The 23,854-nt window shown below is 69.0% G+C and carries 21 protein-coding genes and 1 pseudogene; 18 read left to right on the top strand and 4 right to left on the bottom strand.

Features of this window, described 5'->3' with window-relative positions; translation table 11 throughout:
• Positions 1-2 precede the first annotated feature (2 nt).
• The 16 genes from prfB to LB310_RS10115 all read left to right on the top strand — a co-directional run bounded on the left by prfB (position 3) and on the right by LB310_RS10115 (position 17,810).
• A complete protein-coding gene (gene prfB / locus LB310_RS10190; RefSeq protein ID WP_301155033.1) occupies positions 3-1,094 on the top strand; it encodes a peptide chain release factor 2 in 1,092 nt (363 codons plus the stop codon).
• Between the two features lie 14 nt (positions 1,095-1,108).
• The gene (locus LB310_RS10185; protein ID WP_087190815.1) at positions 1,109-1,948 is read left to right on the top strand and encodes a transketolase; all 840 of its coding nucleotides are present in this window, start codon (positions 1,109-1,111) and stop codon (positions 1,946-1,948) included.
• Positions 1,941-2,915 carry a transketolase C-terminal domain-containing protein gene (locus LB310_RS10180; protein WP_301155032.1) on the top strand — a complete coding sequence of 325 codons (975 nt, stop codon included), beginning with the start codon at positions 1,941-1,943 and terminating at the stop codon, positions 2,913-2,915. Before LB310_RS10185 ends, LB310_RS10180 begins: the two co-directional genes overlap by 8 nt.
• A gap of 178 nt (positions 2,916-3,093) precedes the next feature.
• The gene (gene ftsE / locus LB310_RS10175; protein WP_367316814.1) at positions 3,094-3,810 is read left to right on the top strand and encodes a cell division ATP-binding protein FtsE; all 717 of its coding nucleotides are present in this window, start codon (positions 3,094-3,096) and stop codon (positions 3,808-3,810) included.
• On the top strand, positions 3,803-4,708 hold the full coding sequence (ftsX, locus tag LB310_RS10170; protein ID WP_157005010.1) for a permease-like cell division protein FtsX: 906 nt from the start codon (positions 3,803-3,805) through the stop codon (positions 4,706-4,708). Before ftsE ends, ftsX begins: the two co-directional genes overlap by 8 nt.
• 22 nt (positions 4,709-4,730) lie before the next feature.
• A complete protein-coding gene (locus LB310_RS10165; protein ID WP_301155031.1) occupies positions 4,731-6,020 on the top strand; it encodes a S41 family peptidase in 1,290 nt (429 codons plus the stop codon).
• A 4-nt stretch (positions 6,021-6,024) separates the two neighbouring features.
• Positions 6,025-8,097, top strand: coding sequence for a ribonuclease R family protein (locus LB310_RS10160; protein ID WP_301155030.1), 2,073 nt, complete (start codon positions 6,025-6,027; stop codon positions 8,095-8,097).
• Positions 8,098-8,125: 28 nt separating this feature from the next.
• The gene (locus LB310_RS10155; RefSeq protein WP_301155029.1) at positions 8,126-9,013 is read left to right on the top strand and encodes a hypothetical protein; all 888 of its coding nucleotides are present in this window, start codon (positions 8,126-8,128) and stop codon (positions 9,011-9,013) included.
• 130 nt (positions 9,014-9,143) lie between these two features.
• Positions 9,144-9,614: a MarR family winged helix-turn-helix transcriptional regulator gene (locus LB310_RS10150; RefSeq protein WP_278807161.1), complete on the top strand. Its 471-nt coding sequence runs from the start codon at positions 9,144-9,146 to the stop codon at positions 9,612-9,614.
• Between the two features lie 438 nt (positions 9,615-10,052).
• Positions 10,053-10,271 (top strand): acyl carrier protein, encoded by a 219-nt coding sequence (locus tag LB310_RS10145; RefSeq protein ID WP_278807162.1) that lies wholly within the window; start codon positions 10,053-10,055, stop codon positions 10,269-10,271.
• 115 nt (positions 10,272-10,386) lie between these two features.
• Positions 10,387-11,364, top strand: coding sequence for a nitronate monooxygenase (locus tag LB310_RS10140; protein ID WP_301155028.1), 978 nt, complete (start codon positions 10,387-10,389; stop codon positions 11,362-11,364).
• Between the two features lie 213 nt (positions 11,365-11,577).
• Positions 11,578-12,498 carry an ACP S-malonyltransferase gene (gene fabD, locus LB310_RS10135; RefSeq protein ID WP_301155052.1) on the top strand — a complete coding sequence of 307 codons (921 nt, stop codon included), beginning with the start codon at positions 11,578-11,580 and terminating at the stop codon, positions 12,496-12,498.
• 14 nt (positions 12,499-12,512) lie between these two features.
• A complete protein-coding gene (gene fabG / locus LB310_RS10130) occupies positions 12,513-13,277 on the top strand; it encodes a 3-oxoacyl-[acyl-carrier-protein] reductase (RefSeq protein ID WP_096226829.1) in 765 nt (254 codons plus the stop codon).
• Positions 13,274-14,563, top strand: a complete 1,290-nt coding sequence (fabF, locus tag LB310_RS10125) for a beta-ketoacyl-ACP synthase II (RefSeq protein WP_301155027.1) — start codon at positions 13,274-13,276, stop codon at positions 14,561-14,563. Before fabG ends, fabF begins: the two co-directional genes overlap by 4 nt.
• A gap of 188 nt (positions 14,564-14,751) precedes the next feature.
• Positions 14,752-15,207, top strand: coding sequence for a 3-hydroxyacyl-ACP dehydratase FabZ (fabZ, locus tag LB310_RS10120; protein ID WP_301155026.1), 456 nt, complete (start codon positions 14,752-14,754; stop codon positions 15,205-15,207).
• Between the two features lie 38 nt (positions 15,208-15,245).
• The gene (locus LB310_RS10115) at positions 15,246-17,810 is read left to right on the top strand and encodes an acetyl-CoA carboxylase carboxyltransferase subunit alpha (RefSeq protein ID WP_301155025.1); all 2,565 of its coding nucleotides are present in this window, start codon (positions 15,246-15,248) and stop codon (positions 17,808-17,810) included.
• Positions 17,811-17,992: 182 nt separating this feature from the next.
• Here LB310_RS10115 and LB310_RS10110 read toward each other — a convergent pair whose 3' ends face one another.
• Together LB310_RS10110 and LB310_RS10105 are read right to left on the bottom strand one after the other, a co-directional pair.
• Positions 17,993-19,090: a DEAD/DEAH box helicase gene (locus LB310_RS10110; RefSeq protein ID WP_301155024.1), complete on the bottom strand. Its 1,098-nt coding sequence runs from the start codon at positions 19,088-19,090 to the stop codon at positions 17,993-17,995.
• A gap of 100 nt (positions 19,091-19,190) precedes the next feature.
• Positions 19,191-21,293, bottom strand: a pseudogene (locus tag LB310_RS10105) (SNF2 helicase associated domain-containing protein); the annotation flags it as partial.
• Positions 21,294-21,613: 320 nt separating this feature from the next.
• Between LB310_RS10105 and LB310_RS10100 the strand changes: the two are divergent.
• The gene (locus tag LB310_RS10100) at positions 21,614-22,354 is read left to right on the top strand and encodes an SH3 domain-containing protein (RefSeq protein WP_301155023.1); all 741 of its coding nucleotides are present in this window, start codon (positions 21,614-21,616) and stop codon (positions 22,352-22,354) included.
• Positions 22,355-22,442: 88 nt separating this feature from the next.
• On the opposite strand, the gene LB310_RS10095 is transcribed toward LB310_RS10100, so the two are convergent.
• Both LB310_RS10095 and LB310_RS10090 read right to left on the bottom strand, forming a co-directional pair.
• Positions 22,443-23,015, bottom strand: a complete 573-nt coding sequence (locus LB310_RS10095; protein WP_301155022.1) for an NUDIX hydrolase — start codon at positions 23,013-23,015, stop codon at positions 22,443-22,445.
• Positions 23,016-23,081: 66 nt separating this feature from the next.
• The gene (locus LB310_RS10090) at positions 23,082-23,300 is read right to left on the bottom strand and encodes a helix-turn-helix transcriptional regulator (protein ID WP_278805563.1); all 219 of its coding nucleotides are present in this window, start codon (positions 23,298-23,300) and stop codon (positions 23,082-23,084) included.
• A gap of 112 nt (positions 23,301-23,412) precedes the next feature.
• Between LB310_RS10090 and LB310_RS10085 the strand changes: the two genes are divergently transcribed.
• Positions 23,413-23,634 carry a helix-turn-helix domain-containing protein gene (locus tag LB310_RS10085; RefSeq protein WP_301155021.1) on the top strand — a complete coding sequence of 74 codons (222 nt, stop codon included), beginning with the start codon at positions 23,413-23,415 and terminating at the stop codon, positions 23,632-23,634.
• Positions 23,635-23,854: the final 220 nt, after the last annotated feature.

The raw sequence follows: 23,854 nt of genomic DNA, 5'->3' as shown, positions 1-23,854 counted from the left end.
ACATGGCAGACAGCGAACACGATATCGAGCAGATGGCGGCGCGCGTGGCCGACGCGCGCGGCTTCCTGCACATCGACGACAAGACGGCCGAGCTGGCAAGGCTCGACGAGGAGATAGCCGCGCCCGGGTTCTGGGACGATGCGGCGCATGCGCAGGGCGTCTCGAAGCAGGCCTCGAACCTGCGCGAGACCATCCGCGAGTACGACGAGGCCGCGGCGCTGCTGGACGACGCCCGCGCGGCGCTCGAGCTGGCGGGGGAGGACGAGGCCTTCGCCGCGGAGGCCGGCGACGCCCTCGCGCGCCTGTCCGGCCTGCTCGACGCGCTTGAGATCACCTCGTGGTTCTCGGAGCGCTTCGACGGCGGCGACGCCATCCTCACGGTGAACCCCGGATCCGGCGGCCTCGAGGCGCAGGACTGGACCGACATGCTCTACCGCATGTACGTGCGCTATGCCGAGAAGAAGGACTGGAAGGTCACGATCCTCGACGTGGTGCCCGGCGAGGGCATAGGCCTCGACAAGGCCACCATCCAGATCGAGGGCCGCAACGCGTTCGGTATGCTGAAGAGCGAGAACGGCGTGCACCGCCTCGTGCGCATCAGCCCCACCGACGACAAGAAGCGCCGCCACACCACGTTCGCGGGAGTGGAGGTGCTGCCGGTGCTGCCCGACGACATCGAGGTGGACCTCAACCCCGCCGACGTGCGCGTGGACGTGTACCGCTCGAGCGGCCCCGGCGGCCAGTGCGTGAACACCACCGACTCGGCCGTGCGCCTCACGCACCTCCCCACGAACATCGTGGTGACGTGCCAGAACGAGAAGTCCCAGCTCCAGAACAAGGAGGCGGCGTTCCGCGTGCTCAAGGCGAAGCTCTACGAGCGCGAGGAGCAGAAGCGCCAGGAAGAGCTGGCCGAGCTGCGCGGCGACCGCATGGACAACACGTTCGGCAGCCAGATCCGCAACTACGTGCTCTATCCCTACCAGATGGTGAAGGACGTGCGCAGCGGCGTGGAGACCGGCAACGTGGATGCCGTCCTCGACGGCGACCTGGAGGAGTTCGTGATAGGCTACCATAAATGGAGGGTGTCCCAATAATGGAAGGAACCGGTATGACCGAGCTTGAACGGCGTGCTAACGACATGCGCGCCGACATCGTGCGCATGATCGCGGAGGCGGGGAGCGGGCATCCCGGCGGGTCGTTATCATGCGCCGACATACTTGCGGCGCTGTACTTCGGCGGCGTGCTGGAGCACGACCCGCGCAACCCGCAGTGGGAGGGGCGCGACCGCTTCATCCTGGCCAAGGGGCACGCGGCGCCGGCGCTTTACGCCGTGCTCGCCCAGGCGGGCTACTTCCCGCGCGAGGAGCTGGCCACGCTGCGCAAGCTGGGCAGCCGGCTGCAAGGGCATCCGGACTCGAACCAGGTGCCCGGCGTGGAGGTGTCCACGGGCTCGCTCGGACAGGGGCTGTCCGTCGCGGCGGGGGCCGCGGCCGGCCTGAAGCTGGACGGCGCCCCCCAGACGGTGTTCGCGCTGCTGGGCGACGGCGAGTGCCAGGAGGGCCAGGTGTGGGAGGCCGCCATGTTCGCGGCGCACCGGCAGCTGGACAACCTCGTGGCCGTCGTCGACCGCAACGGCCTGCAGATCGACGGGCGCACCTGCGACGTGTGCGACCCCGGCGACCTGGGCGCGAAGTTCGCGGCGTTCGGCTGGGACGTGGCGGAGGTCGACGGCCACGACCTGGACGCCCTCGTAGCGGTGCTCGGGGCTGCGAAGGCCGGTCGTGACGGCAGGCCGCATGCGGTCATCGCCCGCACCGTCAAGGGCAAGGGCGTGCCGTTCATGGAAAACGAGGCGGGTTGGCACGGGAAGGCCCCGAATGCCGAACAGGCCGCCGAGGCGCTCGCCGCGCTCGAGGGCGGCGCGGGGAAGGAGTCGATCCGTGGTTAAGCTTGCAGACGGGGCCCAGGCCCAGCAGAAGAAGGCCACGCGCGCGGCCTACGGGGCGACGCTCGCCGAGCTCGCGTCCGAGGGCGTGCCCGTCGTGGCGGTGGACGCCGACCTCACGGGGTCCACGACCACGAAGAAGCTGGCCGACGCCGGTTTCGCCGACCGCCTGTTCAACTGCGGCATCGCCGAGCAGAACATGGTGGACGTGGCGGCGGGCCTGGCCATCACGGGGCACGTGGCCTTCACCGGCTCCTTCGCCGTGTTCGGCACGGGGCGCGCCTACGACCAGATCCGCAACACGGTGTGCTACAGCAACCTGGACGTGAAGATTGCCCCCACGCACGCCGGCATCTCGGTGGGCCCCGACGGCGGCAGCCACCAGATGCTCGAGGACGTGTCGCTCATGCGGGGCCTGCCGAACATGCGCGTGCTCGTGCCGGCCGACTACGCCGCCGCCCGCGCCGCGCTGCGCCTGGCCGCCGCCACGCCCGGCCCGGTGTACGTGCGCATGGGCCGCGCGAGCGTGCCGTGCGTCTACGCCGACGACGTGGAGCTGGAGCTCGGCCGCGCCTACGTGCTGCGCGAGGGCGCCGACGCGACGATCGTCGCCTGCGGCGTGGAGGTGGAGCAGGCGCTCAAGGCGGCGGAGCTGCTGGCCGCGGAGGGCGTCGAGGCCGAGGTCATCGACGCGTTCTCCGTGAAGCCGCTCGACGAGGAGACGATCCTCGCCTCCGTGGGCAAGACGGGCTGCGCCGTGGTTGCCGAGGAGCACAGCGTGATGGGGGGCCTCGGCTCGGCCGTGGCCGAGACGCTGGCGCGCACCCGCCCGGCACCGGCGGAGTTCGTGGGCATGCGCGACGCCTTCGGCAAATCGGGCGAGTTCGACGAGCTGATGGCGTACTTCAACCTGGACGCGAGGGCGATTGTCGAAGCTGTGAAGAAGGTTATGGCCCGAAAGCAAGTCTGATAGAATCGAGCCGTCTCAGTACATCACTATTCGAACGGAGCATTCTGTGACGAACGATACCAGCCAAGGGGTTCCTGCGCGCCAAGCCCGGCGCGGCGGCGCCCATGCGGCGCCGGCGCCTGCGCGCCAGACGGCATCGCAGCTCTCGGCGTCGCTGCCCGTCTTGGAGGTCGACGACATTCCCCAGCAGACGGGCACGCCGGTCATCACCTTCGACCACGTGACGAAAGTCTACCCCGCGCAGCCCAACAAGCCGGCGCTCAACGACATATCCCTGCAGATCTACGCGGGCGAGTTCATCTTCCTCGTGGGCCATTCCGGCTCCGGCAAGTCCACGTTCATCCGCATGCTCATCCGCGAGGTGAAGCCGACGCAGGGCCATATCTACGTGGCCGACGAGGACCTGACCACCATGCGCAACTGGCGCGTGCCGTATTTGCGCCGCAACATCGGGTGCGTGTTCCAGGACTTCAAGCTCCTGCCGAACAAGACCGTGTTCGAGAACGTGGCGTTCGCGCTCGAGGTCATCGGCAAGAGCCGCCACGTCATCAAGACGCAGGTGCCCGAGGTGCTGCGCCTGGTGGGTTTGCAGGACAAGCTCAACAAGCGCCCCGACCAGCTCTCCGGCGGCGAGCAGCAGCGCGTGTCCATCGCGCGTGCCATCGTGAACCGCCCGCCGCTGCTCGTGTGCGACGAGCCCACCGGCAACCTCGACCCGCAGACGTCGCGCGGCATCATGGACCTGCTCGAGCGCATCAACCGCACGGGCACCACGGTGCTCGTGGCCACGCACGACCGCGAGATGGTGGACAACATGCGCCGGCGCGTCATCGCGCTCGACCGCGGGCACCTCACCCGCGACCAGGACCGGGGGGTGTACGGCTTCGATGTCTAGTTTCGCTTACTTCATACGCGAGTCGCTCAAGGGCTTCACGCGCAACCTCTCGACGACGCTCGGCTCCATCGTCACCATCTTCCTGTCGCTTATGATCATCGGCGTGTTCCTCGTGGGCGGCCTCGTCATAGAGAACGTCGTGTCGGGCGTGGAGAACGAGGTGTCCATCGCGGCGTACGTTGCCGACGACGCCTCGCAGGCCGACATCGACAAGGTGGAGGACTACGTCCGCGGCCTCGAGGGCGTGGCGTCGGTGACCTTCACGGACAAGGAGCAGGCGCTCGAGAACTTCCGCTCCTCGAACACCACCGACATCATCGATGCGCTCGACGGCCAGAACCCGCTGCCCGCGTCCATCGACGTGGAGCTGTCCGACCCGCAGCTGGTCGAGCAGGTGGCCGGCGCGATTTGGGACAACCCCACCTACCAGCAGATCCGGGACGGCGAGACGAAGTCCGAGTCGCTCAAGTACGGCCAGCAGACGGTGGAGAAGCTGTTCACGCTCACCAACTACGTGCGCTACATCGGCATCGCGCTCATTGCCCTGCTCATCTTCATCGCCATGGTGTTCATCAACAACACCATCCGCCTGGCTATCCTGGCGCGCCGCAAGGAGATCGCCATCATGCGGCTCGTGGGCGCGTCGAACGGGTTCATCCGCGGGCCCTTCCTCATGGAGGGCGCGCTGCATGCGCTCATCGGCTCGCTTCTGGCAGTGGGCGTGCTGGAGCTCTTGCGCAACACGGCGCTGCCGAAGCTGCAAGGCGCGCTGCCGTTCCTGTCGTTCGACGTGAGCCTTAACATGTTCCTGCTCATCTATGCCGCGCTCGTCGTCGCGGGCCTGCTCATAGGCCTGCTGGGCTCGGCTCTGGCCATGCGCCGCTACCTGAAGGTGTAGCGGGCGCTCGGGGCGGCCCCTTATGGCCAAGCATGGCGACAACAAGCAGGTTGCGGCGTCCGCGCGCAAGGCGCGGCTCCGCAACCTGCGCCTCATGCGGGCGTTCGCGTTCGTCGTGATACTGTGCACGGCCTTCGTGGCCGGCTTCGCCGTGCGCAGCAACGACGCGCTGCTCGAGTCGCTCGGCTTCACGGCGCTGCTCGAGAGCGGCGATTCCACGACTGGCACGGCGGCCTCGAAGGACAAGAACACCTACAATGCGCTGTCGGCGCGCGTTGCCGAGGTGGAGGACGCGCTCGCCAACGACTCGTTGGACTCCTACGACTTGGACGCGGCCACCATGAGCGTGCTCGATGCGTTCGCCGACACGACCGAGGACGCCTACCTGCGCTACTACGATCCGGCGCGCTACTCCTCGCTCATGCACGACAGCTCGGGCAGCTATGCGGGCGTGGGCGTGCTGTTCTCGGAGTACAACGGGCTGGCGTACGTCGTGGACGTGTTCGACGGCTCCGTGGCCCAGGCGGCAGGCGTGCGCCAGGGCGACTTCGTGGTGGCCATCGACGGCGACCGCGGCCAGGAGTGGTCGATGAACGAGGTCACGGCCTCGCTCGACCGTGCCGAGGGCGACACCGTCGTGGTCACGTGGCGGCGTCCGGCCACGCTCGAGGCCGAGGGCGGAGAGGAGTTCACCACGACGCTGGCCTGTTCGAAGTACGACGTGAAGAACGTCACGACGAGCCTCGAGGGCACCGTGGGCTACCTCAAGGTGCGGCAGCTGACGCAGACGTCGGCCGACCTCGTGAAGCAGGCGCTCGCGGACCTGGGCTCCCAAGGGGCGCTCTCGTTCGTGCTCGACATCCGCGACAACCCGGGCGGCTACCTCACGCAGGCCGTGGACCTGGCCAGTCTGTTCGTGAAGAGCGGCTCCATCGTGCAAATCGAGACGAAGGACGGCAAGAGCGTGAAGTCCGCCACGGGCAACGTGGCGACGGACAAGCCGCTCGTGGTGCTGGTGAACGAGAACACGGCTGCCGCGGCCGAGGTGCTGGCGGCGGCGCTGCAGGAGAACCAGCGCGCCACGCTCGTGGGCGCTTCCACGCTGGGCAAAGGTTCCGTGCAGGTGGTGCGCGACCTGAGCTTCGGCGGCGCGCTGCGCTACACGGCGGCCTACTACCTCACCCCCCAGGGGCGGACCATCAACGACGTGGGCGTGACGCCCGACGTGTCGGTGGGCCTCGGCGGCGAGGCCGGCAGCGACAACCAGAGAAGCCTGGCCCTGGAAACCGCCCAGTCGCTCGCGCGGGAGTAGCGCCATGGCGCGCAAACGGTCGCATACGCGACGCAGCCCCCGCAGCAACCCGCGCGGCGTGCTGACCGTCCACGGCGGCGGCTTCGGCTTCGTGCAGACGGCCGAGGGCGCCTACTTCATTCCCGCGTCGAAGATGGCCGGCGCCTTCGACGGCGACCTGGTGGAGGTGGCGCCGCTGCCGCCCACGGGCGGCAAGGGCGTCGCGCGCCAGCCGCATCAGGGTGCTGCCCGCCCTGGCGACCAGCCGGCCGCGCGGGTGCTGCGCGTCGTCGACCGCGCGCACGACACGCTTGTGGGCCGCTACGAGGTGGCCGAGCCCTTCGGCGTGGTGGTGCCCGAGGATGCGCGCATACCCTACGACATCTTCACCATGCGCTCCGACCATCCGGACGTGCCGGACGGCTCGCTCGTGCGCGTTCGCATCACCGCGTTCCCTACGCGCCACACCGCTGCCACCGGCGTGGTGGAGGAGGTCATCGGGCGGGCGGGCGACGAGGGGGTGGGCGTGGACCTCATCGTGGCGCGCCACAAGCTGGAGACGGCGTTCTCGGACGGTGCGCTCGCCGAGGCGCGTGCCGCCGTGCTGGACGAGGCGGGCGCGCTCGCCGAGGGCTACCGCGACCTGCGGGAGCGCTTCACGCTCACCATCGACCCCGCCGACGCCCGCGACTTCGACGACGCCTTGTCGTTGGATCCCGTCGTTCTGGCGAACGACGGGATGCCCCGCAGCGTGCGGGTTGCGGATGGGCGCGGGCTTGCGGCGGCGCGCTGGCGGCTGGGGGTTCATATCGCGGACGTGTCGCATTACGTGCCGTGGAACTCGTCGATCGACTTGGATGCGCGACGGCGGGCGACGAGCGTGTACTTGGCCGACCGCGTGATACCCATGCTGCCCGAAGAGCTGTCGGGCGACCTGTGCTCGCTCAAGCCCGGCGAGGTGCGCCGCACGATGACGGCCGACCTGTACCTGGACGACGACGCGCGCCTCGTGGGCTACGAGCTGTATCCGGCGCTCATCCGCTCGGATGCACGGTTGACCTACGACGAGGCGCAGGCCTTGCTGGAGGAGGCGGCGGGCCGCGACGTCGACGCGCCGGGGGACGATGCCCTCACAGGCCGGCTCGCGAGGCTCTCGTGCTTGGCGAGGAGGCGCGCGACGGCGCGCGAGGCGGCCGGCGGGTTGGACTTCGCCACGGTGGAGGCGAAGGTGCGCTTGGATGCGGAAGGGCAGCCTGTGGGCATCGACCTGCGCCGCAAGACGGATGCGACGTCGCTTGTGGAGGAGGCCATGATCCTGGCGAACGAGACGGTGGCGCGCCACCTGCGCGATGCCCGGTTCCCCGGCATCTTCCGCGTGCACGACAAGCCCTCTCCCGACAGCCTGGCCGCGCTCGTGCCGGTGTTCCAGGAGTTCGCCTGGTTCGGCGGCATCGACCAGAACCGGCTCGTGGCCGGCGACCCGCATGTGCTCGGCCAGGTGCTCGAGGCGAGCGCGGGACGCCCCGAGGGCGAGCTCGTGTCAACGCTCGTGCTGCGCTCCATGAAGCGCGCCGTGTACCGCCCCGCCTGCGAGCCGCACTACGGGCTGGCCAGCGGGGCGTACACACACTTCACGAGCCCCATCAGGCGCTATCCCGATCTCGTGGTGCATCGCATGCTCAAGGCGCAGCTGACGCGCCGCCCCGAGCGCTTCGACCAGGAGGTGGCGGCGCTGCCGTGGATAGCCGAGCACTCCTCGAACATGGAGCGCGTGGCCGAGAAGGCGGCGAGCGAGTCGCAGGAGCTCAAGATCGTGGAGTATATGGAACGTTCGGTGGGTCAGGCGTTCCCGGCCGTCGTGTCGGGCGTGACGAGCTACGGCGTGTACGTGCGGCTGGAGAACACGGCGGAGGGCCTTGTGCCGATGAAGAGCCTGGGCCGCGAGTACTTCGCGTTCGACCCGGTGCTGCACCGCCTGACGGGGGAGGATACGGGCACGGTCTACCGGCTGGGGCAGCGCCTGCCCGTCATCCTCGCGGCGGCCGACCCGCGCGCCGGCCGGCTCGACTTCCGTCCGGCGCGCGAAGGCGGGCGCTGAGCGCGGCGCCAGGGGGCGAAGGGGGGACATGGGGCGAATACGCGAGAAGGCGCAGGCCATGGGGCGCATCATGCGCCGCAGCAAGAAGGCGCTCGCGCTCTTCGTCGTGCTGCGCCTCGTCGTGCTGGCCTGCGCGGTGGGCGCGCTCGTGTTCGGCAACTACGAGGCGTTCTTCCTGTGCCTGCTCACGCTCGTGCTGTTCTTGGTGCCCCCGTTCATCGAGGCGAGCTTCAGCATCACCATCCCCGAGACGCTCGAGGTGGTCATCGCGTTGTTCATCTTCGCAGCCGAGATACTGGGCGAGCTGTTCCACTTCTACACCCTCTTCCCCTTTTGGGACACGCTGTTGCACACGTTCAACGGATTTCTGGCGGCGGCCATCGGGCTGGCGCTCGTGTCCATCTTGAACCGCTCCGACCGCATCGCGTTCTCGTTGTCGCCGTTCTTCTGCGCCGTGGTGGCGTTCTGCTTCTCCATGACCATCGGCGTGCTGTGGGAGTTCTTCGAGTTCGGCATGGACTGGGTGTTCGGGCTGGACATGCAGAAGGACACCGTGCTGGACGGGATCGCGAGCGTGCTGCTGGACCCCGAGGGGCTGCAAAGGCCGTTTAGCATCGACGGTATCCAGACCGTGGTGGTGAACGGGCAGGACCTGGGCTTGGGCGGGTACCTGGACGTGGGGCTGGTCGACACGATGGAGGACCTGCTGGTGAACTTCGTCGGCGCGTTGTCGTTCTCCGTCATCGGGTACCGCTACCTGAAGAGCAAGGGCGCCGGAACGTTCGCACGTCGCTTCGTGCCGGTGCTGGACGCGCCGGGGAAGGGCGGCTGGACCGACGACGCCGGCGGTCCGGCCGACGTGGCAGGATGCGGTGATGCTTTGGGCGGCGAAGCGGATGACGCAGGGGCGGCATGAGGCAGACGCGTGGGCGGCGAGGCCTGGAGGCGCCTCGGCTTCCGGTGGCGGGCACGAATACTTTGATCATCTAACCAATTGCGGTATGATGCTGGGAACGGAAACGACAATTGGGAAGGAAGGAGGGGAAATGGACGGTTCCTCCGGGCATGCCGATGCCGTGTCCAAGCGGCGCGAGGAGATCGACGATCTGCTGTCCGGCACGTTCAACTCCATCCTGCGGATCGAGGAGCAGTCGCTCGACAACCGCCTGACGCACGGGCTCACCATCACCGAGGTGCACACCATCGTGGCTATCGGCCTGCACGAGCGCAATCCGATGAACGTGGTCGCTGCTCGCCTGAACGTGACGCTGGCCACGCTGACCACGGCGGTGGGCAAGCTGGCGAGCAAGGGCTTCGTGGAGCGCACGCGTGCCGAGGACGACCGGCGCAAGGTGCTCGTGTCGCTCACCAAGAAGGGCCGGCAGGTGCTGCGCGCCCACAACCTGTTCCACCACCAGATGATCGACGAGGCGCTGGCCGATCTTTCCGAGGAGGAGGAACGCGTGTTCGCCGAGGCGCTTTGCAAGGTGAAGGCGTTTTTCGACTCCCAGGCGTAGGGCAGGGGCGGTGAGGCGTGCGGGCATCGGGCGAGGGCGGGCCGGTGCGGACGCATGCGGTGCGCGAGCAATGAAGGGTCCATCGCGGAAAAGAGCCCCGAGGTCACCGTCTTGGCCGCTGTGAAGCGTTTTCGCGGCCGCGGGAGGTGCGTTCGCGGTTCGGGGGGTCTCGGTAGCTGCGTTTGCGCAGGTCGGTGATCGCGCCGCGTTCCGACAATCTGTCGTAGGGCTTCACCGGGGCCAAAACGGTGACCTCGAGCCCGTCGTTTCGCGAACCTCCCGTTTTCCGAGCGGGGACGTCGGCCGGACGACGCCTGCGACGCGCAGAAATCGTGGAGGGCTTGCCGAAGGGCTTGCCGCGGGGCGAGCGGGTCCGTATCATTACCTTTGCGGAAATACTTTGATTATCAAACTAATTTGAACGCGAAAGGACACCCCATGGCTACCATCGACACCGTCAAGGAAGTGCTCGTGGAGAACCTCGATCTCGAGGCCGACAAGATCACCGAGGAGGCCACGCTCGAGTCGCTCGGCATCGACTCCCTCGACATGGTCGAGCTCATCTGCGACCTCGAGGAGAAGTGCGACATCGAGTTCGGAGAGCCCGAGGGCATCGAGACGGTGGGCCAGCTGGTAGCGCACATCGACTCGCTGTAAAGGCGTGTTGACCGGGCCCCGTCACGGGGCCCGCTTGCTTGACGGGCCCTGCGCAATGCGGCTCGTTCGCAATGTTCGCCCGGCGGGCTCGGGCGCGGTTCGAGGAAAAGGGAGCATGGGCATGAAAACGAGGATTACGGAACTGCTGGGCATCGAGGTGCCCGTCGTGCAGGGCGCGATGGCGCGCATCGCCGACGCGAGCCTGGCCGGCGCGGTGAGCGAGGCCGGCGGCCTCGGCATCATCGCGTGCGGCGGCGCGCCGCTTGAGTGGGTGGAAGAGCAGGTGCGCATCGCCCGCTCGATGACCGACAAGCCCATCGGCGCGAACGTCATGCTCATGGATCCGAACGCGGGCGAGACGGCCGAGCTTCTGGCGAAGCTGCGCGTCGACGTCATCACGACGGGCGCGGGCAGCCCGGCGAACTACCTGCCGATGTGGAAGGACGCCGGCATCAAGGTGGTGCCCGTGGTTGCCTCGAGCGCGCTGGCCGCGCGCATGGAGCGCCTCGGCGCCGACGCCGTGGTGGCTGAGGGAACCGAGGCCGGCGGCCACATTGGCGAGCTCACCACGATGGCGCTCATCCCTGCAGTGTGCGACGCCGTGTCCATCCCCGTGATCGCCGCCGGCGGCATCGCCGACGGGCGCGGCATGGCCGCCGCCTTCGCGCTGGGCGCCGAGGGCGTGCAGGTGGGCACCCGCTTCCTTACGGTGGACGAGTGCACCATCGCCGACGCGTACAAGGAGCGCGTGATCGCGGCGAAGGACGCAGACACCATCGTCACGGGTCGCGGCAGCGGGCACCCCGTGCGCTGCCTCAAGAACAAGTTCGCCCGCACCGTCCGCAAGCTCGAGGGCGACGTGGCGGCCAACGGCGACGAGCTGGAGGCGATGTACGCGGGCTCGCTCAAGCGCGCGGTTGAGGGCGACGTGGACAACGGCACGATGATGGCAGGGCAGTCGGCGGCGCTCGTGCGCGAGCGCGCGACGGCGGCCGAAGCGATCGCTCGGATGATCGATGAGGCCGAGGCCCTCGGCAGACTCGACCTGGAGGCCCTGGCGGAATCGAATGCTCGCCGTGGGCGCGTTCGCTAAGGGGGCAACGTGACCGGACTTCAACCTGCGGGAGGGCCGATCGGCGGCGCCCAGTCGCTCGGACAGTCCTCGCTTCGCACGGGTGCGGCGACGCGAAGCGAAGCGAAGCTAGTCCCCGAAGGGGGAACTCGCTTGGTGGACGCCGCCGATCGGCCCGGCTCCACGTCGAATGCGCAACCGATTTCCGCTATCGCTTCCGGGGCTCCTGTGTTCATGTTCTCGGGTCAGGGCTCGCAGAAACCGGGTATGGGAGCCGATCTCTTCGCTGTGGAAGAGGTGCGTGCGACGTTCGAGTGCGCCTCCGACGTGCTGGGCTTCGACGTGGCCGACCTCGTGCTCAACGCAGAACCCGAAAAGCTCAACGACACGCGCAACGCCCAGCCGGCGCTGTGCGCGCTGTCGGTGGCCGTCGCCCGCGCGCTCATGGCGCGCGGCGTGGAGCCGGCGGCGGTGCTGGGCTTCTCGCTCGGCCAGGTGAGCGCGCTCGCCGTGTCGGGCATGCTCGCCGACGAGGCCACGTTCGTGCTCGTGAAGGCGCGCTCGGAGCTCATGGCCGAGGCCGCTGCGGCGCATCCCGGCGCGATGAGCGCGCTGCTGAAGGCCGACGAGGATGCCGTGCAGGCGCTCTGCGACGAGTGCGCCGAAGGCGACGTGCTCGTGCCGGCGAACTTCAACTGCCCGGGGCAGATCGTCGTGGCGGGCACGCCGGAGGCCGTCGAGCGCGCCGAGGCGGCGTGGGCCGCGGCGGGGAAGCGCTCGTCGCGCCTGGCCACGTCGGGCGCGTTCCACAGCCCGCTCATGGCCTCGGCTGCCGAGGGGATGGCCGCCTATCTGGAGAACGTCGAGTTCTCGGAGCCGCGCGTGCCCCTCATCTGCAACGTCACCGCCGCGCCGCTGTCCGCCGCCGACGCGCGCGAGAGCCTCGTGCGCCATCTCACGAGCCCCGTGCGCTTCGACGCGAGCGTGGCCGCGCTCGCAGCAGCCGGCGCCGACACGTTCGTCGAAGTGGGCTTCGGCGGCGTGCTGGCCAACCTCGTGAAGCGCATCGACAAAACCGCGACGCGCGCCTGCGTCCAGGACCGCGCGAGCTTCGACGCGCTCCTCGCCGCCCAGGCCGCGCCCGATTCCGAATAGGAGCCCCTTCTCCCATGACCAACGAAACCGAAACCCCGCGCCGAAGCGCGGTCGTCACCGGCTCGAACCGCGGCATCGGCCGCGCCGTGGCCGAGGAGCTCGCGCGCGCGGGCTTCGACGTGTGCGTGAACTGCTCGAGCGAGCGCGGCCTCGACGAGGCCCGCGCCTTCGCCGCCGCCCTCGAGGCCGACTGCGGCGTGCGCGCCATCGCGGTGGCCGCCAATGTGGCCGATGCCGCGGAAGCCGCCGCGCTCGTCGACGCCGCCCACGAAGCGTTCGGCCGCGTCGACGTGCTCGTGAACAACGCGGGCATCACGCGTGACGGCCTTCTGGCCCGCATGAAGGAAGAGGATTTCGACGCGGTGATCGACGTGAACCTCAAGGGCACGTTCAACTGCTGCAAGGCCGCGGCGCAACGCATGATGAAGCAGCGCTACGGGCGCATCGTCAACCTGTCGAGCGTCGTGGGCGTGGCGGGCAACGCGGGCCAGGCGAACTACGCCGCCTCGAAGGCCGGCGTGATCGGCCTCACGAAGTCCATCGCCCGCGAATTGGCCGCGCGCAACGTCACGGCGAACGCGGTGGCCCCCGGCTTCATCGCCACGGACATGACCGACGCGCTGTCGGAGAAGCAGCGCGAGGCCATCCTCGGCCGCATCGCCTCGAAGCGCCTCGGGGAGCCGGAGGACGTGGCGAAGCTCGTGCGCTTTTTGGCGAGCGAGGAGGCCGGCTACATCACCGGACAGGTTATCTGCATCGACGGAGGTATGTCGCTATGAGCGAGAACAGCATGAGCACGGGCGCCACGCGCCGTGCGGACGGCACGCATCGCGTGGTCATCACCGGCATGGGCGCGGTATCGCCGGCCGGCGTGGGCGTGGGGGCGCTGTGGGATGCGGTCATGGGCCGCGCGTGCTGCATCGGCCCGGTGACGCGCTTCGACACGGCCGACTTCGACGTGCACATCGCCGCCGAGGTGCGCGATTTCGACCCGTGCGAGCACGGTATCTCGAAGAAGGAGGCGCGCCGGTTCGAGCGCTTCGTGCAGTACGCCATCGTCGCGTCCGACGAGGCGCTGGCGCAGTCGGGCCTCGACCTCGAGGCCGAGGACACCACGCGCATCGCGTGCGTGTTCGGTACGGGCATCGGCGGCATCGACGAGCTGCAGAGCGGCTTCTTCACGCTGGCCGAGAAGGGGCCGAAGCGCGTGAGCCCGCTGTTCATCCCCACGATGATCGGCAACATCGCCGCCGGCAACCTCTCCATCCGCTACGGCTTGCGCGGCGAGTGCTTGAACGTCGTGACCGCGTGCGCCACCGGAGCGCACTCCATCGGCGCGGCCGTGCGCGATATCCGCCACGGCTACATCGACGCGGCGCTGGCCGGCGGCTCGGAGGAGTCCGTGTCGCCCATCTGCCTGGCCGGGTTCTCGAACCTCGGCGCGCTGTCGAAGGCCGACGACCCCTCCCAGGCCTCGCTGCCGTTCGACGCGCGCCGTGCCGGCTTCGTGGCGGGCGAGGGCGCGGGCGCCGTGGTCGTCGAGTCGCTCGAGCATGCGCTCGGCCGCGGTGCTGAGGTGCTTGCCGAGATCACGGGCTTCGGCTCAACCGGCGACGCCTACCACATGACGGCCCCCGAGCCCAGCGGCGAGGGCGTGGTGCGCGCCATGCGCCAGGCGCTCGAGGAGGGAGGCTTCTCGCCGGAGGATCTGGGACACCTGAACGCCCACGGCACCGGCACGCCCGCCAACGACGCCACCGAGTCCAAGGCGCTGCTGGCCCTCGTCGGCGAGGAGGCCGGGCGCGCCGTGCCGGTGACGTCCGTGAAGGGCACGACGGGCCACACGCTGGGCGCCGCCGGCGCCATCGAGGCCATCGTCTGCGCCCTGTCCGTGATGAACGACTGCGTGCCGCCCACGGCCGGCTTCGCCGAGGCCGACCCGGAGTGCCCGGTCAACGTCGTCACGGAGGCGAAGACGAACTACCCGCAGAAGGTGGCGCTGTCGAACAGCCTCGGCTTCGGCGGCCACAACGCGTCTCTGGCGCTATCGCCGTATCGCGGCTAGCGACCTGCGGGACGCGCGAGGAGGACGGTGCCGCCCAGTCGCTCGAACAGTCCTCGCTTCGCTGCGGAACTCGCTTGGTGGGCGGCACCGTCCTCCTCGCGCTCGTCGGGATTGCCGACATTACGGGAAAGCGCATCCGTTCGGTTGCAGGAGAAGCCGAGCGTGCGTCGATTGAAGAAGGAGTCAACATGGATATCGAATATCCTTGTGGGAGGGACGTCGTCGAGGCGGTGCTGCCTCATCGCGACCCGTTCTGCTGGGTGAGCCGCGTCGTCGCGTGCGAGCCGGGCGTCGAGGTGACCGCCGAGCTCGACGTCGATCCGGAGCTCGCGCTGTTCGCGGGCCACTTTCCGGGCCACCCCGTGCTGCCGGGCGTCATCATCATGGAGGCGCTCGCGCAGGCTGCCTCGTTCTGCATCCTCGTTGAGCGCGGCGCCGAGGGGTCCATCGGCTTTCTCACCGGCATCGATGGCGCGAAGTTCCGCCGCCAGGTGAGCCCGGGCGAGACGCTCACGCTCAAGGGGCGCATCGTGAAGTCCTCGTCGCGTTTGTGCGTGGCCGAGGTGGAGGCGAGCGTCGACGGCCAGCTGTGCGCGTCGGCCACGCAGAAGTACGTGCTGGCGAAAGCGGAAGCACAGGCATGAGGCGCAGGCGCCCCGAGGCAAGAGGCAAGGAGCATCCGATGAGGCAACGCAAGCAGAACTACATTACGCTCTCCTGCGATGGCGAGGTCGTCCCGCAGCGCGGTGCGGCAGCCCCCGCGCCGGAGTCGGCCGACGTCGCCTACCGCCTGTCGCGCATGGTGGAGGAGGCTGCGGCTGCGCTGCCGCTCGCCCCGAACGCGCTCGAGGTGGCCGATGCGTCCGAGTACACGGCGGTCGCCCCGGGCGAGGCCCAGGCCAGCTCGCGGTCGCGTGCGGCGGTCGACGCGCAGGTTGGTACGAGCGCCCCGGCCGCCAAGCCCGTGGCGCTCGTGATGGCGCGCTCCAAAGCGGCCAAGCGCCTGCTGCAGGCCGTGGCCGATGCGGGCTTCTGCGCTTGCGCCGTGTACACGCAGGACCGTCGCGGGGAAGGGTACCTCAAGGCGGCTCAGCGCACGGTGTGCTTGGGCGAGCGCTACTCCGACGCGCTCTTCGGCAACGGCCATGCCGTGCTGCAGGCGGCGGACGAATGCGGCGCCGCGGTGGTGCTGCTCTCCGACGAGGCGCTTCCCCTGGCCGAGGTGGACAGCTTCCTTGCCCGCGCCGCCGCGCGGGGCGTGCGCGTGTTCCGCGCGATGAGCCCGGACGCGCCGGCCCTCGGCTGGATACTCTGCTCCACCGACAAGCCGCCGCTCGACGACGGCACGTGGCGCACCTGCCCGCGCTGCGGCCTCTCGTTCGACGAGGCGAGCCTGGCGTCGGGACACTGCACGTGCCCGTCGTGCGGCGGCTACTTCCGCATGTCGTCTGCCGAGCGCATCGACGACACGCTCGACGCGGGCAGCTTCGCGGAGTGGAACCGCTCCGTGCCCGAGACCGACCCGCTGGGCTTCCCGGGCTACGGCGGCAAGTTGGCGGCGCAGCGCGCCAAGACGGGGCTCGAGGAAGCCGTGCGCACGGGCGAGGGCCGCATCGCGGGTTTGCGCGTGGCCGTGGGCATCATGGAGTCGCAGTTCTTCATGGGCTCCATGGGCTCGGTGGTGGGCGAGAAGCTGTGCCGGCTGGTGGAGCGCGCCACCGACGAGCGCCTGCCCGTCGTTATCTTCACGGCCTCGGGCGGCGCGCGCATGCAAGAGGGCCTTGTGTCGCTCATGCAGATGGCGAAGGTTTCGTGCGCGCTCGCACGCCATGCCGAGGCGGGGCTGCCGTACCTCTCGGTGCTCACCGACCCAACCACGGGCGGCGTGACCGCGTCGTTCGCCATGCAGGGCGACGTGATCCTGGCCGAGCCGGGCGCTCTCATCGGCTTCGCGGGCCAGCGCGTCATCAGGGATACCATCAAACAGGAGCTGCCCGAGGGCTTCCAGACGGCCGAGTTCGCGCTCGAGCACGGCCTGATCGACGCCATCGTGGAGCGCTCCGAGATGCGCGCGACCCTCGCGCACCTGCTGGCCATCCACCTGGCCACCGCGAGGTCGAACCGCGGCGCGCACGAGCCGGGCGACCGCGCCATCCTCGTGGACTTCCAGACGGTGCGCGACAACCTGGAGCATGGCACCGACACGTACAACACGGTGACGTACGGCCTGCTCGAACCCGAGGGCGGCCTGCCGTTCGGCGAGTCGTCTCCCTGGCGCCCGCGGCGCGCCCAGCAGCTGCTGGGCGGCCTGGCGGGGCGCCTGGAGCGGAAGGCCCCCGGCGCCGTGTCGCCGAAGCGCCTGGGGAAGGTCCTCGCCCGCGGCGGCTTCGACGCCGAGGGCGGCGCGTCGCTCGAGGTGAACGGGGTATCTGCCGACATCTCCGCCGCCGCGGCCGCCGACTCCGGCAACCGCGCCTGGCAGAGCGTGCAGCTGGCGCGCAACGTGCACCGGCCCACGGCGCGCACGTACATCGACGCGCTGGTGGACGGCTTCATCGAGCTGCACGGCGACCGCTCCTTCGGCGACGATGCGGCCGTGGTGGCGGGCGTCGGCTGGATCGGCGGGCGGGCCGTGACGGTGATAGCGCAGGAGAAGGGGGCCGACCTGAAGGAGCGCATCCGCCGCAACTTCGGCTGCCCGCAGCCGGAAGGGTACCGCAAGTCCCTGCGTCTCATGCGCCAGGCCGAGAAGTTCGGCCGCCCCGTCGTGTGCCTCGTTGACACGCAGGGCGCGTTCTGCGGCATGGAGGCCGAGGAGCGCGGGCAGGGTAACGCCATCGCCGACAACCTGCTGGCGCTCGCGGGCCTGCGCGTGCCCGTGGTGAGCGTGCTGGTGGGCGAGGGCGGAAGCGGAGGTGCGCTCGCGCTCGCCCTGGCCGATCGCGTGGCCATGCAGGAGCACGCCGTGTACTCGGTGCTGTCGCCGGAGGGCTTCGCGTCCATCCTCTGGAAGGACCGCACCCGCGCCCCCGAGGCGGCCGCGGTCATGAAGATGAGCGCGGCGGAGGCGTGCCAGATGGGCATTGTGGACGCCGTGCTCTCGGAGGGTCCCGCCCCCGCCCACGAGAATCCCGAGGCCGCCGCCGAGCAGGTGCGCGCCTACGTGAGCACCGCCCTGGCCGAGCTTGCCGAGCAGCCGACGGACGCCTTGCTGCAAGCCCGCTACGAGCGCTTCGCGAAGTTCTAGCGGCCGCCTGGCCGGGGGACGTGACAGGGGGACGGGGATGATGTCTCACGCTCTCGAACGTATCGCGTAGCCCTGTCGCACCGGAGAGCGTGAGACATCATCCCCGTCCCCCTGTCACGTCCCGGAGAGCGTGAGACATTATCCCCGTCCCCCTGTCACGTCCGGACGCGGCGAGATCCTCGCTATCCCTGCAGGAGGTCGATCAGGTCCTCGCGGGTGAGGCTGGCCAGCGAGACGCCGCCTGCGCCGACTATCTGCTCGGCCAGATCGCTCTTCGCCTCTTGGAGGCGCATGATGCGCTCCTCGATGGTGCCTTTGGCGATGACCTTCTGCACGCTCACCACCTTATCCTGCCCGATGCGATGCGCGCGGTCGGTGGCCTGGTTCTGCGCGGCGGCGTTCCACCAGGGGTCGGCATGCACGACCACGGAGGCGCCCGTGAGGTTGAGGCCGGTGCCGCCCGCCTTGAGCGATACGAGGAACACGGGCGTGTCGTCGGCGTTGAAGGCGTTCACCAGCGCGAGGCGGCGCTTCTTCGGCGTGGCCCCCGTGATGGTGAAGTAGCCCACCCCCGCGGCGTCGAGCCGTTCCGCAATGCGGTCGAGGAAGCTGGTGAACTGGGAGAACACGAGCGTTTTCTCGCCGGCGTCCCGTGCGGAGGACACGAGCTCCATGATGGCGTCGAGCTTGGCCGCGCCTCTCTCGTAGTTCTCGTAGAGCAGGCGAGGGTCGCAGCACAGCTGCCGCAGCTTCGTGAGCTCGGCGAGCACCTCAACCTTGCGTTGGTCGAAGCTGCGGTCGTTCCTGTTCTTGCGCTGTGCGGTCAGCTCCTCGCGCAGCCGCTGCTCGTGCGCGGCGTACAGGCGCAGCTGCTCGCCTTCGAGCGGCGCGTACACGATGGATTCAAGCTTGTCGGGCAGCTCGCGCAGCACGTCGGTCTTCAGGCGGCGCAGCATGAACGGCCCTGCGACGGCCTGCAGGCGCCGTGCCGCCTCCTCGTCGCCGCCCACGATGGGCAGCTCGAAGCGCTCGCGGAAGCGGTTGTACGGTCCCAGAAGGCCCGGCATGAGGAAGTCGAAGATGCTCCAGAGCTCGCTAAGGCGGTTCTCCACGGGCGTGCCGGTGAGCGCGAAGCGGTGTCGCGCCTGCACCCGCTTGACGGCGCGCGTGGTGAGGGTCGCCGGGTTCTTGATGTACTGCGCCTCGTCGAGCACGCAGCAGAACAGCCCGCGTTCCGCCCATGCGGCCGCATCGATGCGCAGGAGGTCGTACGAGGTCACGAGCGTCGCACCCGTCGCCCTCGAAGGCCTCGCGCCGCAACTGCACGCGTTCGCGTTTCGTGCCCGCCACGGCGCGCACGTCGAGCTCGGGCGCGAACCGCTCGAATTCCGCGAGCCAGTTGTACACGAGCGAGGCGGGGCATACGACAAGGGAGGGGCCGACCGTGCGCGCTTGCTCTCGCCGGGCGAGCAGCAGGGTTATGATCTGCACCGATTTGCCGAGGCCCATCTCGTCGGCCAGCACGCCGCCGAAACCCGCGTCGCAGCGCGCCGAGAGCCAGCGGAAACCCTCGGCCTGATAGGGACGCAGGACGTCCGCAAGCGCCGGTGGCACGTCGTAGGTGCGCTCGTCGGTTGCGCGGAAGCCTTCCACGTAACGCGTGAACGAGCGGTCGCGCGCAAGGTCGGCCTCCTCGTCGAGGTAGAACGCGCGGTAGGCGGGCAGCTCCGCCGAGCCCGCGGCCAGCTCCTTGGCCGTGAGCCCCAAGTCGGCTGCCAGGCGGTCGAGCTGCGAGAGGTCGAAGTCCTGCAAATCGAGGAACATGCCGTCTCGCAGCCGGTGGAACCGCTTGCGCTTGCGGTAGCTTGCCAGAAGCGACGCGAGCTCGCGGGCGGGCAGGTCGCCCGAATCCACCGTGAGGTTGATGAGGTTGCCGGCGAGCGACACGCCCAGCGACACGCGCGGCTTCTTGTCGCGGATGAGGCGGTCGAACGCAGGCGTAGTGAACACCGTGCCCAGCGCGCGGAACTCCGTGAGGCCGCCGAACAAAAGCGCGCCCACGGCCTCGTCGTCGGCGAGGGAGAGCGAGGCGTCCGCCGCATCGAGGTACCTTGCCGCCAGCTCGCCCGCACGCGCCTCCAGGCGCTCGTCGCGCAGCGGGCCGGAGGGCTTCGGCGGTGTTTCCGCCTTCTTCGCCGCCGCTTCCGTTTCCGAGGCTGCGTCCGGCGCGCCTTCCTCTTCCTGTACCTCGCCGCCGAACAACAGATGGCGTGCCTCGCCATAGGCCGCCCAGGCTTCGCAGGTCACGCGTGCGTTGTCGCGGTCGAAGAAGAATTCCAGCTGGCAGGGCACCGGCTTGTAGGCAGCGATCTGGGCGGGCATTTCCACGTGCAGGTGCTGCTCGATGGCCGGCAGCACCGTCGCGCAGAAGAGCGGCATGTCGGCCTCCGCCACGTAAAGGTCGCTCTCGCTGCTGTCGTAGACGTTGCGCAGGAAGTCGGCGCATTGGGCGAACTCGGGCGAGCAGTTGTGGAAGAGGCCGTCCTTCCACACGTAGAGGCGCTCTCCCTGCGCGGCCAGGGCCAGGAGGTCGGTGCGCTCGATACGGTAGCCGCCCCGATCGGCGGGGCGCAGGGCAACGGCTATGCGCGGGTCTTCTTCCACGACATGCGTGCGCACGGTCCGCCGTGCGCCGGCCTCGTCTTCCTCCATGGCGAACTCCCGTCCGGCCAGGAGGTCGAGCAGCTCGACGGCCTCGGCATCCGAGAGCTCCAGGTCGCGTCCCACCACGCTCGAGGAGCGGTAGCGCCAGTACGCCGCCGCGCTCGTCTGCTCGCGCAGGGCCACGGCGCGGTCGAGGAAGAGCGCGACGCGCCGGGCGTGCTCGGTGAGCTGGGCCGGCACATGGAGGAACGCGAGCTTCTTGCCGTAGGAGAAGAACTCGCCCGCGCGCATGCGCTCGACGAAGTCGGAGACGCCCTTCATCGCATAGGAGCCCTGCGGCCCCGAAAGGCGGAAGTGCGCCGACCACGAGCGGTAGCCGAAAACGAGCGTGGTCTCGATATCGACGTTTCCGGTCGCTTTCTGCGTGCCAGACGCCCGCGCCGCGCGCTTCATGTAGTCCTCGATGCAGGCCGAGGTCGTGCGCGTGCGCTGCGCCTGGTAGCCGAGGAACCGCTGGGGTGCGCGACGGTAGGAGAGCATCAGCGCCGCGCAGTGCTTGCACATGCCGTCATGCTCGCGGTAGGCCGGGCAGGTGCAGGAATAGTCCAGCACGATGCCGCTGTCATCCTCGAAACACACCGACGTGCGGTAGCGGTCGTCCCAGCCGCTGCTCGATGCTACGAATGCCGAGAGCGTGACCTCGTCGCCATCGTAGCGCACCTGCTTTGTGAGGATGTTGCGGTCGGAGGCGGCTATCTGCTCCGCGCGTGCCAGGGTGCGCGCGGAGCAGATAGCCGCGAGGGCGTTCTCCGGGATCATCGGTGCTTTCCCCACCTTCCTCTCCGAACGGGTGTACTAGTTCATCATACTACAGCACCGCCTGCGCGGGGCCTGCGGCCGGAGCCCGACGCGAAAACGGCATCGGGCCCGTCGCGTCCGGGTTGGATCGCGCGGCTGCACCGCCGCACCGCTGCGCCACGCAGTTGTGCTGCCTTGGCTGCGTTTCGGGCGCGCTTCCCTCAAACCTTCATTGAATGCCCTGGGTCTGGGCCGGCCCGATGTGCGAAAGCGTCATACTTTTCTCCAGGAGGGAAGCGCGGGCAGTTTGCTTGCGCAAAGAACGAAGGAGAAGCGAGACGATGAAGATGATGAGAACCGCGAAGCTCATGCTCGGCGGCCTGGCCGCGGCGGTGATGCTGACGACGGCCGTGGCCGTGCCGTGCGCGTTCGCCGAGGAGGGCGTCACCACCATGGCCACTACGGCTCCGCTCAACCTGCGCGAGGGCGCCAACATCAACTCGAACATCATGGACACCATGCCCCAGGGCACGTCGGTGCAGGTGTTCGGCATGACGCAGGACGGCTGGTACGACGTTGGGTACAACGGTGTGCGCGGGCACTGCTGGTACCAGTACCTCGACTTCGAGGGTACGGCCGAGGGCACCGTACACGACGGGCACGTCACCGACATGTACGCCACTGCGCCGCTCAACGTGCGCGCGCAGCCTGACACGGGCACCTCGATCATCGGCTCGCTGGCCGAGGGCCAGTACGTGCCCGTGATCAGCAAGCACGACGGCTGGTTCAAGGTGAGCTTCAACGGCCAGGAGGCGTACTGCTACGGCGAGTACCTGGGCTTCGGCCAGACGGGCGCCGACAAGTGCCAGGCCGCCGCGCCCGAGGACATCTCGAACAGCCAGATGAACAAGCTCACCACGACGGCACCCCTGAACGTGCGCGCCGAGCCGGGCACCGACGCCCGCATCCTGGGCTCGTTCGCGGCTGGCGAGTCGGTGAGCACTATCTCGGTGGAGGGCGACTGGTACAAGGTGAAGTACGGCGACCAGACAGGCTACTGCTACGGCGACTACCTGAAGTGAGGGCTGGCTGAAACCCGAATCCCTGCATGGGGGAGGTGCTGCGCATGCGGCGCCTCCCTCCGTTTATCTGGAGGAACCCTCCATCCCCTTAAAGCGCGACGCCTGCCAGCTTCTCGATGAGCTTGCGGTAGATGCGGTCCGCGATCCACGGTTCGGTGGACACGGTGCAGACGTCGTCCAGATCGACCCACCGCACACCGCTGTTCTCGTCGGGCTTGACGCGCAGCGGCTCCTCCGGCGAGGCCACGGCCAGGTACGTGACGTTCAAATGGAGGTGCGAACCCACGTAGCGCCCGCGCTTCTCGTGGCCGTCCACGGTGAGCACCTCGAGCGAGAAGATGCCGCCCGGTCCGCACGGCACGAGCCGAGCGCCGGCCACGCCTGTCTCCTCCTCGAGCTCACGGAGGGCCACGCGTGCCAGGTCGCGCTCGCCGTCCGCATGCCCGCCGATCCAGCTCCACGAGTCGTAGAGGTTGTGGTACACCATGAGCGTGCGCTGCTTGTCGGGGTCGACCGTCCAAATCGAGCAGGCCATATGCGCCGGCGCCGAGCGGTCGAACACGTGCGGGTCGTCCGCTAGCGCGCGCAGGATGGCCAGCCGGTCGACGGCTTCCTGCTCGTTGAAGGGCTCGTAGGCGCGTATGTCGTCGATGAGGGCCATAGGGACATTGTACGCGTGCGATGCGGGCGGTGCAACGGAGCTGGGCATATATAGTTCCCAACGTGATCAACCCGGTTTCTCGTCGGGAGAGTATCCCAAGATGTCCCCTGGCTCGCATTCGAGTTCTCGGCAGAGCGCGTTCAGCGTCGAGAACCGGATCGACCTCACCCTGCCCGTCTTGATGCGGGAGAGGTTGACCGGGGTGATCCCGACCCTCGCCGCGAGCTCGACGGTGCCTGTGCCGCGCTCTTCCATCATGCGGCCGAGTTTGGAGATGACGGCCATGAGTCCCTCCTTTCCGATTCGGGACAACGGGTGCTCGACGATACCGCTCCGAGTGTCAAATAGACCTCCAAAGTGGACTATTGGAGCAGTAGCGATGCGCAAACATGGGCGAATGCGCACATCATCCGAAACGCAGAGGAGGCTCGGCCTCAGGATCAAGGACCTACGCGAGGAGCGGGGCCTGTCGCAGTACGCCTGCGCCCCCTTGCTCGGGGTGTCGCGGACCTATCTGGCCGACGTCGAATGCGGCAGGTGCAACGTGAGCCTGGCCACGCTCGATTCGATCGCCCGCGGGTTGGACGTCTCCCTGGAAGAGCTTCTGAGGGGCGTCTAGCGAGCAGGTCCGCCGCCTCTCCAAGGCGCGAGGCGGCCGATCCCGGAACCTCCTTTTCCACCGTGTTGACGCCGATAGCGTCGAACGTGTCGAGCCCCTCGTTCTCCAGCCCCTCGCCGTACAGCTTCAAGTGCACGGCGAGTTCCTCCAGCGCAGCCTTCGCCTCGTCGACGGCCCTTTCGGCATCTGCCGCCCCCTCCAGCTCGATCATGCCCCCCCT

Origin of the sequence: Gordonibacter sp. RACS_AR49 (assembly GCF_030418435.1) — a bacterium.
Taxonomy (GTDB): Bacteria; Actinomycetota; Coriobacteriia; order Coriobacteriales; family Eggerthellaceae; genus Gordonibacter; species Gordonibacter urolithinfaciens.
This window is presented reverse-complemented; position numbering and strand designations above follow the sequence as displayed.

What these genes read in the sequence shown, in the direction of transcription:
- fabG (WP_096226829.1), top strand. Translation starts at nt 12,513, where the DNA reads ATGACCAACGAAACCGAAACCCCGCGCCGAAGCGCGGTCGTCACCGGC.
- ftsX (WP_157005010.1), top strand. Translation starts at nt 3,803, where the DNA reads ATGTCTAGTTTCGCTTACTTCATACGCGAGTCGCTCAAGGGCTTCACG.
- LB310_RS10150 (WP_278807161.1), top strand. Translation starts at nt 9,144, where the DNA reads ATGGACGGTTCCTCCGGGCATGCCGATGCCGTGTCCAAGCGGCGCGAG.
- LB310_RS10095 (WP_301155022.1), bottom strand. Translation starts at nt 23,015, where the DNA reads ATGGCCCTCATCGACGACATACGCGCCTACGAGCCCTTCAACGAGCAG.
- prfB (WP_301155033.1), top strand. Translation starts at nt 3, where the DNA reads ATGGCAGACAGCGAACACGATATCGAGCAGATGGCGGCGCGCGTGGCC.
- LB310_RS10085 (WP_301155021.1), top strand. Translation starts at nt 23,413, where the DNA reads ATGCGCACATCATCCGAAACGCAGAGGAGGCTCGGCCTCAGGATCAAG.
- LB310_RS10185 (WP_087190815.1), top strand. Translation starts at nt 1,109, where the DNA reads ATGACCGAGCTTGAACGGCGTGCTAACGACATGCGCGCCGACATCGTG.
- fabD (WP_301155052.1), top strand. Translation starts at nt 11,578, where the DNA reads ATGTTCTCGGGTCAGGGCTCGCAGAAACCGGGTATGGGAGCCGATCTC.
- LB310_RS10160 (WP_301155030.1), top strand. Translation starts at nt 6,025, where the DNA reads ATGGCGCGCAAACGGTCGCATACGCGACGCAGCCCCCGCAGCAACCCG.
- LB310_RS10155 (WP_301155029.1), top strand. Translation starts at nt 8,126, where the DNA reads ATGGGGCGAATACGCGAGAAGGCGCAGGCCATGGGGCGCATCATGCGC.
- LB310_RS10090 (WP_278805563.1), bottom strand. Translation starts at nt 23,300, where the DNA reads ATGGCCGTCATCTCCAAACTCGGCCGCATGATGGAAGAGCGCGGCACA.
- LB310_RS10100 (WP_301155023.1), top strand. Translation starts at nt 21,614, where the DNA reads ATGAAGATGATGAGAACCGCGAAGCTCATGCTCGGCGGCCTGGCCGCG.
- LB310_RS10115 (WP_301155025.1), top strand. Translation starts at nt 15,246, where the DNA reads ATGAGGCAACGCAAGCAGAACTACATTACGCTCTCCTGCGATGGCGAG.
- LB310_RS10165 (WP_301155031.1), top strand. Translation starts at nt 4,731, where the DNA reads ATGGCCAAGCATGGCGACAACAAGCAGGTTGCGGCGTCCGCGCGCAAG.
- LB310_RS10140 (WP_301155028.1), top strand. Translation starts at nt 10,387, where the DNA reads ATGGGCATGAAAACGAGGATTACGGAACTGCTGGGCATCGAGGTGCCC.
- fabZ (WP_301155026.1), top strand. Translation starts at nt 14,752, where the DNA reads ATGGATATCGAATATCCTTGTGGGAGGGACGTCGTCGAGGCGGTGCTG.
- LB310_RS10145 (WP_278807162.1), top strand. Translation starts at nt 10,053, where the DNA reads ATGGCTACCATCGACACCGTCAAGGAAGTGCTCGTGGAGAACCTCGAT.
- fabF (WP_301155027.1), top strand. Translation starts at nt 13,274, where the DNA reads ATGAGCGAGAACAGCATGAGCACGGGCGCCACGCGCCGTGCGGACGGC.